Genomic DNA, 14413 nt, shown 5'->3' with positions numbered 1-14413 from the left:
CAAAGAGTGTGAATCGCGAAAGGGAAACCGCTAACCCACGAACTTGATCATCACCCCTGCCGCTACCGCCGAGCCGATAACACCAGCGACATTAGGTCCCATTGCGTGCATCAGCAGAAAGTTCTGCGGATTCGCTTCCAGGCCAATTTTATTGGACACCCGCGCCGCCATGGGCACTGCGGACACTCCGGCTGAACCGATCAAGGGGTTGATAGGGTGCTTGCTTACCTTGTTCATCAGCTTGGCCATCAATACACCAGCCGCAGTACCGATCCCGAAAGCAACGATACCCAGCGCCAGAATGCCCAGAGTGTTCAGGTCAAGGAACTTGTCTGCGCTCAGCTTGGAGCCGACCGACAGGCCAAGAAAAATGGTAACGATATTAATCAACGCGTTCTGGGCGGTATCACTGAGGCGGTCAACCACCCCGCACTCGCGCATCAGGTTACCAAAGCAGAACATCCCCAGCAGCGGTGCCGCGTCAGGCAGCAGCAGCGCTACCAGAATCAGCAGCAGGATCGGGAAGAAGATCTTCTCGGTCTTGCTCACATGGCGCAGCTGGGTCATGGCGATCTTGCGCTCATCCGCCGTGGTCAGCGCACGCATGATCGGTGGCTGGATCATCGGCACCAGTGCCATGTAGGAGTAGGCAGCCACCGCGATCGCACCCAGCAGGTGCGGCGCCAGCAAGCTGGCGACATAGATAGCCGTAGGCCCGTCAGCACCACCGATGATGCCGATAGCGGCCGCATCCTGAATGGTGAAATCCATAATACCCAGCGCTGACAACCCCACCGCACCCAGTACCGTGGCAAAGATACCAAACTGGGCCGCGGCCCCTAGAAACAGGGTCTTGGGGTTCGCCAACAGCGGACCAAAGTCGGTCATCGCTCCCACGCCCATGAAGATCAGCAGCGGCGCTGCACCACTGGCGATCGCCACAGTGTAGAAGTTGTACAACATGCCGTTGTTGAAGCCCGCATCTGCTGCGGTCTGCACCGCCAGCAGGTGGGCGGCCGCATCGGCACTGGCATAGGCTTCCTTGATCGCCTTGAGAGCAGCACCCGCGTCCAGCCCTACGGCCTGGGCAATCGAACCAACCAGCTCCGGCGTTCCCAGATGCAGCGCGTTTTCCACCGCTGAGAACGCCAGCCCCGCCTCGGGAATGTTGGCCATAATGCCACCGAAACCGATCGGCACCAGCAGCAGCGGCTCGAAGTTTTTCTTGATCGCCAGAAACAGCAGCACCAGACCGACAGCGATCATCACCGCTTGCCCCAGCGTCATATTGTAGATGCCGGAGCTGACGAACAGTTTGATTACGTTATCCATAAGGAAGCGCCCTTACGCCAGCGTCAGCAGGGTATCCCCTACCTTCACCGCATCACCTTCTTTGACGCTGATGGAACCAACCGTACCGGACTTGGCCGCCCGCACTTCGGTTTCCATCTTCATCGCCTCAAGAATCACCAGCACGTCACCCTCCTGCACCATATCACCGGCCTGCACCTGCACTTTCCAGATGTTGCCGGCCAGCGGCGCCGCCACCGGCTCGCCACCGGTCGCTGCCGGCGCAGCCGCCGCGGATGCCGTCGGAGCCGGAGCAGAGCCGCCTACCGGAGCCAGAGCGGTCACATCGCCGCCCTCGGTGACCTGCACCACATAGCTCTGGCCATTGACGTTGACGGTGTAGACATCTTCACCGCTGCTGCTCTTGGCCGGTGCCGGGGCCGCCTGGGCCTGTTCCAGCGTCGGCGCCGGTTCGAACGCAGACGCATCGCCACGATTCTCAAGGAACTTCAGCCCGATCTGCGGGAACAGGGCGTAGGTCAGGACGTCGTCGATTTCACGCTCACCGGTTTGCAGGCGGAAATCTTTATCCTTCGCCAGTTTGCGCAGTTCGTCAGTCAGTTTGTCCAGCTCCGGCTCCAGCAGGTCGGCCGGACGACAGGTAATCGCTTCACCACCGTCCAGAACCCGCGCCTGCAGCTCCGCATTGAAAGGAGCAGGCGCCGCACCGTATTCCCCCTTGAGGATACCGGCGGTCTCCTTGGAGATGCTCTTGTAACGCTCACCGGTGAGCACGTTCAGCACCGCCTGGGTACCAACGATCTGTGACGTCGGGGTTACCAGCGGAATCAGGCCCAGATCTTCACGAACCCGCGGAATTTCTTTGAGTACGTCATCGAACTTGTCGGCCGCACCCTGCTCTTTCAGCTGGTTTTCCATGTTGGTCAGCATGCCACCCGGCACCTGAGCTACCAGAATGCGCGAATCGGTACCCTTCAGAGACCCTTCGAACTTGGCGTACTTTTTCCGCACTTCACGGAAATAAGCAGCGATCTCTTCGATCAGCTCCAGATTCAGACCAGTATCACGATCGGTACCCGCCAGCGCGGCAACAATAGATTCGGTCGCACTATGACCGTAGGTCATCGACATGGAGGAGATCGCGGTATCAACCCGATCGATGCCTGCCTCCGCCGCTTTGAGGATAGTCATGTCAGACAGGCCGGAGGTGGCGTGGGCGTGCAGATGCACCTCCAGGTTGGTCTGCGCCTTCAGGCGCGAAACCAGGTCGAACGCATCGTACGGCGTCAGAATGCCGGACATATCCTTGATACAGATGGAGTCGGCACCCATATCTTCGATGGTCTTGGCGTAATCGACCCACATTTCGGTGGTGTGAACACGGCTCTTGGTGTAGGAGATGGTGCCCTGAGCGTGGCCTTCGAACTCTTTAACCGCCTTCAGTGCGGTCTCGAGGTTACGCGCGTCATTCATCGCGTCGAACACGCGGAAAACATCAACGCCGTTAGTTTTGGCGCGCTCGACAAACTTCTTTACCACATCATCGGCGTAATGGCGGTAGCCGAGTATATTCTGCGCCCGGAACAGCATCTGGTGGCGAGTATTCGGCATCGCCTTTTTCAGTTCACGAATGCGCTCCCAGGGATCTTCACCGATAAAACGGATACAGGAGTCAAAGGTAGCGCCGCCCCAGGTCTCCAGCGACCAGTAACCAACCTGGTCCAGCTTTTCAGCGATCGGCAGCATATCGTCGATCCGCATACGGGTAGCAAACAGAGACTGGTGCGCGTCGCGCAGTACGACATCGGTAATGCCTAACGGTTTTTTTGTATCGGTCATATCGGTGTGCCTTATCCTGGAAATCTGTTTGTTATTGATCGGTGTTCACGCCTACTTGCGATGACGTTGTCGATACTGATGCACCGCCGCCGAGATCACGGCCAGCAGCTGCGCCTCGTCCGTCGCGGCCGGCGCGGCGCGCCTCGGGGCCGCGGGGACTACTTCGGGTTCGGGCAGATAACGGGTCACCAGCACCGACATCAGGTTGGTAACTCCCACCAACAGCGTCAGAAAGATGAACACAAAGCCCATCCCGAACACCATCAGGGTCAACCCTTGTGAGATCAGATCGTTGTTTTCCATCGCGATGCTCCTGTCCCTGTTCAGGGTGTGCATTCTTATTTCCGACCATCAGAGTCGGTTCTTCAGTTAGCAAAACAATACCCGAGCGCCAGATATAAAATAAAATTAATATTTCTGATACTTTGCATAAACAAAAGCAAATGAACTAGTCAAACCCCCTAATAGCCTGGGCTACAGCAGGGTGACCAGTACCTAACAAGCGAAAAAAAACCGTTCGAGCAGACGGGTAAATGGACTTCCCTAGGCTTCGCGCGCGCTGTCGCTGTCAGGCGGCGACTGCCGCGCCACCTGACGACCGGCCCGTGACGCTGTCGGTTTTGCCACGGGGAAGACTAGCCGCCGGCGCCAGCTTCTGCCAACCGACGTCGGTGCCAGCGTCTCCTTGCTGGCAACCATTACCAGAAAGGCACCATTATTGGTGTGGTAGCGCTCACCCCAACGCTCGACAAACTCAAGTCGATTCCGCCAGCGGGCACTCTCTATGGGAGGGCGATAAAAGCCGGAGCAGGCGCGGTCCTGTTTCAGCTCCAGCAGCGTCAGCCAGTCCTGCAAACGCCCAACGGAAAGGAAATGGCCGCGCCAGGGAACCTGCCCCTTGCGCTGCCGAACCAGTCGGCTCAGGCCCCAGAAGCTGAAGGGATTGAATCCCACCACCACCAGTTTGCCTCCCGGGCGCAGCACCCGCGCCGCCTCACGCAACACCTGGTGCGGGCTCTGGGCAAAGTCGAGGGCGTGGTGCAGCACCACTGCATCGATGCAGCCATTGGCCAACGGCAGCTCTTCGGCACGACCGATCACCGCCGCATCATCCATGCCCATCTCAATGCGCGGCATCAGCACAAACTTATGGCCGCCGGAAGCATGCTCCAGCAAGTCGGTTTCGGCATGCACCCCCACCTGCAGCATGTGGTAGCCAAAAAGCGTAGGCATCACCCGGTCCATCACCCGCTTTTCCGCCGCCAACAGCTGCTGCCCCAGCTCACCATTAAACCAGGCACGCACCTCCTCGATGCTCTCACTGAGCGGCGCTAAGGTCTTGGTGTTACTGAGTTTCACAGAGAGTTCTCCACAAGCTTTGGGGCGGCACGCATGTCGGCTATTATAGGTCAGACTAGGTCCAGGTCACCGTCTTATAGAGGAAGGATTATGCTGCAGGTTCAACCGATTCCCGCCTTCGATGACAACTACATCTGGATGGCGGGCGCCGCCGGCGATACGGCGGTACTGGCGGTCGACCCCGGCGACGCCAGCGTGGTCGAGCACTGGCTGACCCAGGAGGGCAAGAATCTGGCCGCTATTCTTATCACCCACCATCACGCCGACCATACCGGCGGCGTTGCCGCGTTGACCGCCGACCGCGACATACCCGTTTATGGCCCGGCCAATTCGCCCTGCAGCCTGATTACCCACCCCCTCAATGACGGCGACCAGCTCGACCTGCTGGGAGCATCTTTTGCGGTGCGGGCCACCCCGGCCCACACCCTCGACCACATCAGTTACTACTTGGCGGGCAGTCAACCGCAGCTGTTCTGCGGCGACACCCTGTTTCTGGCGGGCTGCGGTCGCCTGTTTGAAGGCAGCGCCGAGCAGATGCAGGCCGCGATGGATTACTTTGCCTCGCTACCCGACAACACCGAGGTCTACTGCACCCACGAATATTCACTCGCCAACCTCAGGTTCGCCCAGGCGGTAGAACCGGACAACAGCCACATTCAAGCCGCCATTGATCGTTGTCAGGAGTTGCGTAAGCAACACTGGCCCACCCTGCCCAGCCATATTGGCGAAGAGAAACGGATCAACCCCTTCATGCGCACGCGTGATGCGGATGTCGTGACCGCAGCCGGCAAACGGGGAACCGGGAGCTGCCAACCGGGGTCAGAGACCCTCGCAGCGATCCGCCAGTGGAAGGATGTTTTCTAACCACAGTTTGACCCTTGTCCTTGCTCCAGCTCCAGCGGCTCCCTAAAATCGAACGGAATTACCGGCGCGGCCTGTAACACCGCGTGCCGCCGCGCCGTTGCAACGAGGTACTGTTTTGACCATAAAAATATCCCGCCGTGGGCTGTTCATCGGCAGCTTCATCATCTCCCTTGCTGGCTGCCAGGCGCTGTCTGTCGACCCGACCCGCTCCACCGATCAACTGGTGCCGGCGGAACCGGCCAGCGCCGAATCCAGCGAAACCGAAACAGCGCTCGCCAGCGCGCTGATTGACCAGGTGCAACCGGCAGCCCCTATCGACCACCCGAGCGTTGAAGTCACCAGCCCTGCGGAGCCGGTCGAGCAACCCGCGCCTGCCGATCTGTGGCAGCTGACCCGCGACAACTTCCGTCTTGACCATAACATTGACGATCGCCGTGTCACCGCCCAGGTCAACTGGTACGCTGGCCACCCCCGCTATCTCGATCGCGTTGCCCAGCGCGCCGAACGTTACTACTACCACGTGCTCCATCAAGTGCTGGAGCGCGGCCTGCCCGCCGAGCTGGCGCTGCTGCCGATTGTGGAAAGCGCCTTCGACCCGTTCGCTTATTCTCACGGCCGTGCTGCCGGCCCCTGGCAGTTTATCCCCAGCACCGGCAAACACTTCGGCCTCAAGCAGACCTGGTGGTACGACGGCCGCCGCGACGTGATCGCCTCCACCGAAGCGGCGCTGGATTACCTGACCCAGCTCAACCAGCGCTTTGACGGCGACTGGCTGCTGGCGCTGGCCGCCTACAACGCCGGCGGCGGCAACGTCTCCAAGGCGATCCGCAAGAACAAAAAACGGGGTAAACCGACCGACTTCTGGAATCTCGATCTGCCGCGCGAAACCAGCGCCTACGTGCCCAAGCTGATCGCCTTGGCCAAGCTGATCGACGACCCTGCCGCGTACCAATTGAGCTTCCGCTCGTTGCCCAACGAACCCTACTTTGCCGCTATCGACGTCGGTTCACAGATCGATCTCGCCAAGGCCGCCGAGCTGGCGGAGCTGGAGATCGACGAACTCTACCTGCTGAACCCCGGCTTCAACCAGTGGGCTACCGACCCCAAGGGCCCGCATCGCCTGCTGGTACCGGTGGCCAACGCGGATATTTTTGAGGCCGCGCTGGCAGAATACCCGCCGGAAAAGCGGGTCACCTGGAAACGCTACAAGGTCAAATCCGGCGACAGCCTGATCACCATCGCCAAGAAGCACCACACCACCCCGGACACCCTGCGCAGCGCCAACAGTATCCGCGGCAACATGATCCGCGCCGGACAAGTACTGCTGATCCCCACCGCCTCGGAAAGCGCCACTGTCTACGCCTACAGCAAAGGCCAACGGCAGGCCAAGAAGAACGAGCGCATTGCCCTGCGTTCCGGCAAGCAGAAGCTGGATTACTATGTCCGCCCCGGCGACAGCTTCTGGAAGATCGCCAGGGAGTACGGTGTCGGCGTGCGTGAACTGGCCAGCTGGAACCAGATGGCTCCCGGCGATCCGCTGCGGGTCGGGCGCAAACTGGTGGTCTGGCAACCCCAAGGCGAGCTGGTCGCCAGCAACGGCAGCCGTCAGGTGATCCGCAAGGTCGGCTATACCGTGCGTAACGGCGACTCCCTCGCCCGCATCGCCAGTCGCTTCAAGGTACGGGTCAGCGATATCAAACGCTGGAACAACGAGGTCGCCAGCGCCAAGTACCTGCAACCGGGCCAGCAACTGACGCTGTTCGTGGACGTCACCGGCTCGCGCTAGCCCGCCTGCGCGGGAACCTCGGCCCCGATAGAACGGTCCGATGCAGCACGCCCCCTTTATGGGGGCGCGCTAAGCTGTTATAAAAATCAGCACGTTGACACAAGGATTGGCTGTTCATGACTGCATCGCGACTCGGCTCCACCCTCGCCCTTCTGTTCGCCCTGCTGGCCCTGCCCGCCAGCGCCGCCGATCTTACCGGCGCCCACGGCATCGCCATGCACGGCAGCCCCAAGTACGGCCCCGATTTTCAGCACTTTGATTACGTTAACCCCGACGCCCCCAAGGGCGGTCTGGTGCGGCAGTGGTCGCTGGGTACCTTTGACAGCTTCAACCCTTTTATCATCAAGGGCACCCCGGCGGACGACATCGGCCTGATCTACGACAGCCTGATGGTCAAGTCGCTGGACGAACCCTTCACCCAGTACGGCCTGCTGGCCAAGTCGGTGGATATGCCGGACAACCGCCGCTGGATCCGCTTTCACCTGCGTGAAGAGGCCCGTTTCAGCGACGGTGAGCCGGTGCGCGCCGACGACGTGATCTACACCTTCAAGCTGCTGCGTGAACAGGGCAATCCGTTCTACCGCGCCTACTACGCCGACATCGAAGCGATTGAGGCGATCGACCCGCTGACGGTAGAGTTCCGATTCCGCGACTCTGAAAACCGCGAACTGCCGCTGATCGTCGGCGAGGTGGCGGTGCTGCCCAAACACTACTGGGAGGGGCGTGATTTCAGCGCCCCCGGTCTCGACATCCCGGTCGGCAGCGGCCCCTACCTGATCGACAGTTTCGATCCCGGCCGCAGTGTCACCTTGCGTCGCAACCCCGACTACTGGGGTGAGAACCTGCCGGTAATGCGCGGCCGCCACAACTACGGCGCCATCCGCTACGACTACTACCGTGACAGCACCGTATCGCTGGAGGCCTTCAAGGCCGGCGAGTACGACTTCCGCCAGGAAACCTCCTCCAAGAACTGGGCCACCAGCTACCAGGGGCCGCAGTTCGACAGCGGCCGGATCAAGACCGAGCAGGTCAAGCACAGCAACCCCACCGGCATGCAGGCGTTTATCTTCAACCTGCGCCGCGACAAGTTCAGCGACCCGCGGGTGCGTCAGGCGCTGGCCTACGCCTTTGATTTCGAGTGGACCAACACCAACATCTTCTACGGTGCCTACACCCGTACCCACAGCTACTTCTCCAACTCCGAGATGGCCGCAGACGAACTACCCACCCCGGCAGAGCTGGAGATCCTCCAACCGGTCCGCGATCAGGTGCCGCCCGAGGTGTTCAGCAGCGTCTACCGTGCCCCCAGCACCGACGGCAGCGGCAACAACCGTACCCAGCTGCGCAACGCCATGCGGCTGCTGAAACAGGCTGGCTGGGAGATCAACAACGGCAAGCTCAGCAACGCTGACGGACAAACCCTCGACTTCGAACTGCTGCTGGTACAGAAAGAGTTTGAGCGCGTGGTGGCGCCGATGATCCGCAACCTCAAGCGCCTCGGCATCGACATGAGCATCCGCATCGTCGACGTCTCCCAGTACATCAACCGCCTGCGCAGCTTTGATTTCGACATGGTGGTCTACGGCTACGGCCAGTCCAACTCCCCCGGCAACGAACAGCGCGACTTCTGGCACTCGGAAATGGCCGATCTTTCCGGCAGCCGCAACCTGATGGGGATCAAGAACCCGGCAGTGGACTACCTGATCGAGCAGATCATCGCCTCGCCGGACCGCGAACAACTGGTGCTGCGCACCCGCGCGCTGGACCGGGTGCTGCAGTGGAACCACTATCTCATTCCGCAGTTCCATATCGACAGCTACCGCTTGGCCTACTGGGACAAGTTCGAGATGCCGGCCCAACGGCCGCCCTACGGCCTCGGCTTTGATACCTGGTGGCTCAAGGCTGACGCACGCCAGGAGGCCGGCACCAACTGATGGGCGCCTACATTCTCCGCCGCTTGCTGCTGATCATTCCCACCCTGGTCGGCATCCTCACCATCAACTTCCTGATCATCCAGGCCGCCCCCGGCGGTCCGGTGGAGCAGACCATCGCCCAATTGGAAGGGTTCAACACCGACGCCACGGCCCGCATCGGCAGCTCACAGCAAAGCGACATGGCCCAGGGCGGCAGCGGCGGGGGCAACGGTGACGGCAGCAGTTATCGCGGCGCCCGCGGGCTGGACCCGGCGCTGGTAGCGGAGATCGAAAAACTCTACGGCTTCGACAAACCGGCCCACGAGCGTTTCTTCGATATGCTGGTCAACTACCTCAGCTTCGACTTTGGCAACAGTTTCTACAGCGACAAGTCGGTGGTCGACCTGATCATCGAAAAGCTGCCGGTATCGATCTCCCTCGGCCTCTGGGCCACCCTGATCACCTATCTGGTGTCGATTCCGCTGGGGATTCGCAAGGCGGTGCGCGACGGCACCCCCTTTGACGTCTGGACCAGCAGCGCCATTATCGTCGGTTACGCCATCCCCAACTTTCTGTTCGCCATCCTGCTGATCGTGCTGTTTGCCGGCGGCACCTACTTTGACTGGTTTCCGCTGCGCGGCCTCACCTCGCCCAACTTCGACGAGCTGAGCCTCATGGGCAAGATCGGCGACTACTTCTGGCACATTACCCTGCCGGTACTGGCGTCGGTGATATCCAGCTTTGCCACCCTCACCATGCTGACCAAGAACAGCTTTCTCGACGAGATCAACAAGCAGTACGTGCTCACCGCGCGCGCCAAGGGCCTGAACGAAAACCAGGTGCTCTACGGCCACGTGTTCCGTAACGCCATGTTGCTGATCATCGCCGGGATGCCGGCGGCGCTGATCAGCATCTTTTTCACCGGATCGATGTTGATCGAGGTGATCTTCTCCCTCGACGGCCTTGGCCTGCTGGGTTACGAAGCGGTTATTAACCGCGACTACCCCGTCATCTTCGGCACCCTCTACATCTTCACCCTGCTGGGGCTGATCCTGAAGCTGATCAGCGATATCACCTACGTTTTAGTCGACCCGCGGATCGACTTTGAGAGCAGGGAGCACTGACCATGACAGGAATGGTATGGCGATGAGCCCGATTAACCAGCGCCGCCTCGCCCGCTTCCGTGCCAACCGCCGCGGCTACTGGTCGCTGTGGATCTTTCTGGCGCTGTTTGTTGTCAGCCTGGGGGCCGAACTGATCGCCAACGACCGCCCGGTATGGGTGGAGTACCGCGGCGACAGCTACTGGCCGCTGTGGAACGACTACCCGGAAACCACCTTCGGCGGCGACTTCGAAACCGCCACCGACTACACCGATCCCTACATCATCGAGCAGATCAAGACCGGCGGTGAAGGCCGCGTCGTCTGGCCGTTGATCCCCTTCAGCTACGACACCATCAATTACAACCTCGATCAGCCGGCACCCTCGCCGCCGGATGCCAGCAACTGGCTGGGTACCGACGATCAGGGCCGCGACGTACTCTCACGGGTGATCTACGGCTTTCGGATCTCGATTCTGTTCGCGCTGATCCTGACCGGCCTGAGTTCGGTAATCGGGGTGGTCGCCGGCGCGGTGCAGGGTTACTACGGCGGCAAGGTGGATCTGCTGTTCCAGCGCTTTATCGAGATCTGGTCGGGGCTGCCGGTACTGTTTCTGCTGATCATCCTCGCCAGCATCGTCGAACCCAACTTCTGGTGGCTGCTGGGGATCATGCTGCTGTTCTCCTGGATGCAGCTGGTCGACGTGGTGCGGGCCGAATTCCTCCGCGGGCGCAACCTCGAATACGTGCGCGCCGCCCGGGCGCTGGGGCTCAGCAACCGGCTGATCATGTTCCGCCATATCCTGCCCAACGCCATGGTCGCCACCCTCACCTTCATGCCCTTTATCTTCAACGGCTCGGTGGTCACCCTCACCGCGCTGGATTTTCTCGGCTTCGGCCTGCCCCCCGGCTCCCCCTCGCTGGGCGAACTGGTGGCCCAGGGCAAAGAGAACCTGCACGCCCCCTGGCTGGGCATTACCGCCTTTGTGGTGCTGAGCCTGATGCTGACCCTGCTGATCTTTATCGGCGAGGCGGTGCGGGACGCCTTTGACCCGCGCAAGGTGTAAGCGCCAAGGAACCGATGATGAACACTGACCTCGACCCCAGCTCCACCGCCACCACTCTGGCCCCCGGCCAGCCGCTGATCCGGGTCGATGACCTCTGCGTGCGCTTTGGTGACGGCACCGCGGCGGTGGATGCGGTCAAGGGAGTCAGCTTTACCGTAGAAGCGGGCAAAACCACCGCACTGGTGGGCGAGTCCGGTTCCGGCAAGTCGGTCACGGCGATGGCGATCCTGCGTCTGCTGCCCTACCCCAAGGCCAGCCACCCGCGCGGCAGCATCCACTACGGCGACCAGGAGCTGCTCAGCGCCCCGGAGCCGCGTATGCGGGCGCTGCGCGGCGACCGCTTCGGCACCATCTTTCAGGAGCCGATGACCTCGCTCAACCCGCTGCATACCATCGCCAAGCAGATCGGCGAGACCCTGTGGCTGCACAAGGGGCTCAAGGGCGACCAGGCGCGGGCACGGATTCTGGAGCTGCTTACTCTGGTCGGCATCCGCGAGCCGGAAAAGCGCCTCGCCAGCTACCCCCACGAACTCTCCGGTGGCCAGCGCCAGCGGGTGATGATCGCCATGGCGCTGGCCAACGAGCCGGAGCTGCTGATCGCCGACGAACCCACCACCGCGCTGGACGTCACCATTCAGGAACAGATTCTCAACCTGTTGGCGGAGCTACAGCAGAAACTGGGGATGGCGATCCTGCTGATCAGCCACGACCTCAACGTGGTACGCCGTTTTGCCCACCATGTTTGTGTGATGAACCAGGGCGAACTGGTGGAACAAGCGTCCACTGACGCCCTGTTCAGCAACCCCCAGCACCCCTATACGAAGAAGCTGCTGGACGCCGAACCCAGCGGCCAGCCAGCCCAGTGCCCGCCGGCTGCCGAAACTATCCTCGCCACCGACAACCTCAAAGTATGGTTCCCGATCAAGCAGGGGCTGCTGAAACGCACCGTCGATCATATCAAGGCGGTCAACGGCGTCACCCTCGACCTCAAGCCGGGGCAGAGTCTCGGCGTGGTCGGCGAATCCGGCTCCGGCAAGACCACCCTGGCGCTGGCGCTGCTGCGCCTCACCCGCAGCGACGGCCCCATCACCTTCGAGGGCCAGCGCATCGATCCACTGGGGCAGCAGCAGGTTACCCCGCTGCGCAAGCAGATGCAGGTGGTGTTTCAGGACCCCTTCGGTAGCCTCAGCCCACGGATGACCGTGGGCGAGATTGTCGGCGAGGGGCTCGGTATCCATCAGGCCGACAGCCCGGCGGAGCACGAAGCGCAGATTATCGAGGCACTGACCGAGGTCGGCCTCGACCCGGACACCCGCCACCGCTACCCGCACGAGTTTTCCGGCGGCCAGCGCCAGCGGATCGCCATCGCCCGCGCACTGGTGTTGAAGCCGCGGCTGCTGGTGCTGGACGAACCCACCTCGGCGCTGGATCGCACCGTGCAGTCGCAGATCATCGAGCTGCTGCGAGATCTGCAGCAGAAGCACCGGTTGAGTTACCTCTTTATCAGCCACGACCTCGCCGTGGTCCGAGCGCTCTGTCACCAGTTGCTGGTGATGCGCGCCGGGGAGGTGATTGAGCAGGGGGATGCGGGGGAGATTTTTGCCAATCCTAGGCAGGAGTATACGAGGCAGTTGCTAAAGGCGGCGTTTGTGGCTTAATAATCCAATTATTCAATTAAATGATTTATAAATTCAGATCTTTCAACTCCGACTTCAAATTTCAACCCTTTACAGAAGGAAAGCTTTATTTCGCAAGCCCGAACCAATTCAACGATCCTTACGAATTAAAACCTAAGGTAGTCGGGCTTGACACGTTAGAAAAACGCGAAGCATTTGTGGATAGTTTTATTAATAAAAACTTAAACAATCTAAATTTTAAACAAAGGAAGGAGGAACGGCGCAAAGCATTGCGAAGATTACTGGATATAGACCTTGTTGAAAAAGACATACACGATACGCTTTCTCAGTACGGTATTTTTAGTACTGCCAAGAGATGGGAACATATTCTGATGTGGTCACACTATGCGGATTCCCATAAAGGTTTCTGCATAGGCTTCGATTTCAATCAGAATTTCGATAGAGAAATGGGACTGCCCATTACCGTTACTTATAGTGATCGCTATCCTGAGCTAACCCCAGGGCAACTTAGTGATTATGACCAGCTATTTAGAAGCACGGTAGGAACAAAGTCTGATGCATGGTCGTACGAAGAAGAAGTTCGCTATATAAAATTGAAAAGGGATGGTGGAGCAGGACTATATTCATTTTCCAAAGAAAAGATTATCGAAGTAATCTTAGGTGCGAGCATTACCGAAAAAGATAGAAGCGAGATCATCTCAATAGTTAGTAAAGAGGCACCTCAAGCAAAAATATATCAAGCAACAATATCTCAACATGTTTATGGACTGGATCGGAAAGAAATTTAATCAGCTTATGGTTATTATTAAAGATCTGAAAACTATCCAATGCCCTTCACCCCCTTCCACCTAGGCCCCGGCATAGCCATCAAAGCCCTGCTACAAGGCAGCTTTAGCCTGATGGTATTTGGCTGGGCGCAGATCCTGATGGATATCCAACCGCTGCTGGTGATGCTGACTCGTGAGGGGCATCTGCACGGTTTTTCCCACACCATTCTCGGGGCGCTGTTGATTGGACTGCTGGCGGCGCTGAGCGGCAAGGTTCTGGCCGAACTGGGGCTGCGTCTGCTGGGTTATCAGCGCCTGCACCCCATCACCATCCGTTGGCCGGTGGCGCTGCTGTCAGCGCTGATCGGCACTTTCAGCCATGTGTCGCTCGATAGCATCATGCACGCCGACGTGGAGCCGTTTTATCTCTTCAATCTGGATAACCCGATGCTGGGTTGGATCTCGGTATCGGTGCTGCATTGGCTTTGTGTGGGGAGTGGGGTTATCGGCGGGTTGGTATATCTGGTTGTGGCTCGGGAGCTTAGGCGCTGAATTCGGGGGGTGCCGTTCAGCTTCTGAGCCAACGCGCTCATTCCCGCGTCTGCTTGCAAGCCTCTGTTCCGCCCACCCGGGCGGCCCTATTCTTTGGCAAACGTTCCAAAGAACAGGGGAAGAAAGAACTACTTGTGCTTTATGCCCCCTGGTTCCGCCGCCCTGCGGGTCCACTGCGCGTGGAGCGAAGAATCCGGGGATCGTCAGAATGGCCGTCCC

12 protein-coding genes are annotated in these 14413 nt (G+C 59.9%); 8 read left to right on the top strand and 4 right to left on the bottom strand.

Features of this window, described 5'->3' with window-relative positions; translation table 11 throughout:
- Positions 1-30 precede the first annotated feature (30 nt).
- The 4 genes from JJQ76_RS08280 to JJQ76_RS08265 all read right to left on the bottom strand — a co-directional run bounded on the left by JJQ76_RS08280 (position 31) and on the right by JJQ76_RS08265 (position 4509).
- Positions 31-1332, bottom strand: coding sequence for a sodium ion-translocating decarboxylase subunit beta (locus JJQ76_RS08280; protein ID WP_210396294.1), 1302 nt, complete (start codon positions 1330-1332; stop codon positions 31-33).
- Between the two features lie 12 nt (positions 1333-1344).
- Positions 1345-3150, bottom strand: coding sequence for a sodium-extruding oxaloacetate decarboxylase subunit alpha (oadA, locus tag JJQ76_RS08275; protein WP_210396293.1), 1806 nt, complete (start codon positions 3148-3150; stop codon positions 1345-1347).
- 51 nt (positions 3151-3201) lie between these two features.
- A complete protein-coding gene (locus JJQ76_RS08270; RefSeq protein ID WP_210396292.1) occupies positions 3202-3453 on the bottom strand; it encodes an OadG family protein in 252 nt (83 codons plus the stop codon).
- A gap of 240 nt (positions 3454-3693) precedes the next feature.
- The gene (locus tag JJQ76_RS08265) at positions 3694-4509 is read right to left on the bottom strand and encodes a class I SAM-dependent methyltransferase (RefSeq protein ID WP_343232499.1); all 816 of its coding nucleotides are present in this window, start codon (positions 4507-4509) and stop codon (positions 3694-3696) included.
- A gap of 90 nt (positions 4510-4599) precedes the next feature.
- Here JJQ76_RS08265 and gloB point away from each other — a divergent pair, with 90 nt between their 5' ends.
- The 8 genes from gloB (at position 4600) to JJQ76_RS08225 (ending at position 14194) form a co-directional block, all read left to right on the top strand.
- Positions 4600-5373, top strand: a complete 774-nt coding sequence (gene gloB / locus JJQ76_RS08260) for a hydroxyacylglutathione hydrolase (RefSeq protein ID WP_210396291.1) — start codon at positions 4600-4602, stop codon at positions 5371-5373.
- 115 nt (positions 5374-5488) lie between these two features.
- Positions 5489-7159: a LysM peptidoglycan-binding domain-containing protein gene (locus JJQ76_RS08255; protein WP_246480483.1), complete on the top strand. Its 1671-nt coding sequence runs from the start codon at positions 5489-5491 to the stop codon at positions 7157-7159.
- Between the two features lie 116 nt (positions 7160-7275).
- Positions 7276-9093, top strand: a complete 1818-nt coding sequence (locus tag JJQ76_RS08250; protein ID WP_210396290.1) for an extracellular solute-binding protein — start codon at positions 7276-7278, stop codon at positions 9091-9093.
- Entirely contained in the window at positions 9093-10196 is a 1104-nt protein-coding gene (locus JJQ76_RS08245; protein ID WP_210396289.1) for a microcin C ABC transporter permease YejB, read from the top strand. The genes JJQ76_RS08250 and JJQ76_RS08245 overlap by 1 nt, the downstream gene beginning before the upstream one ends.
- A 16-nt stretch (positions 10197-10212) precedes the next feature.
- Positions 10213-11238, top strand: a complete 1026-nt coding sequence (locus tag JJQ76_RS08240; RefSeq protein ID WP_210396288.1) for an ABC transporter permease — start codon at positions 10213-10215, stop codon at positions 11236-11238.
- Between the two features lie 17 nt (positions 11239-11255).
- Positions 11256-12896, top strand: a complete 1641-nt coding sequence (locus tag JJQ76_RS08235) for an ABC transporter ATP-binding protein (protein WP_210396287.1) — start codon at positions 11256-11258, stop codon at positions 12894-12896.
- Positions 12897-12916: 20 nt separating this feature from the next.
- The gene (locus JJQ76_RS08230) at positions 12917-13663 is read left to right on the top strand and encodes a DUF2971 domain-containing protein (protein ID WP_210396286.1); all 747 of its coding nucleotides are present in this window, start codon (positions 12917-12919) and stop codon (positions 13661-13663) included.
- 39 nt (positions 13664-13702) lie between these two features.
- Positions 13703-14194: a hypothetical protein gene (locus JJQ76_RS08225; protein ID WP_210396285.1), complete on the top strand. Its 492-nt coding sequence runs from the start codon at positions 13703-13705 to the stop codon at positions 14192-14194.
- Positions 14195-14413 lie beyond the last annotated feature (219 nt).

The organism is Motiliproteus sediminis (assembly GCF_017912535.1).
In the GTDB taxonomy this organism is placed as follows: Bacteria; Pseudomonadota; Gammaproteobacteria; order Pseudomonadales; family Balneatricaceae; genus Motiliproteus; species Motiliproteus sediminis.
Note: the sequence above shows the minus strand (reverse complement) of the source record. Positions and strands in the feature narration are given on the sequence as shown.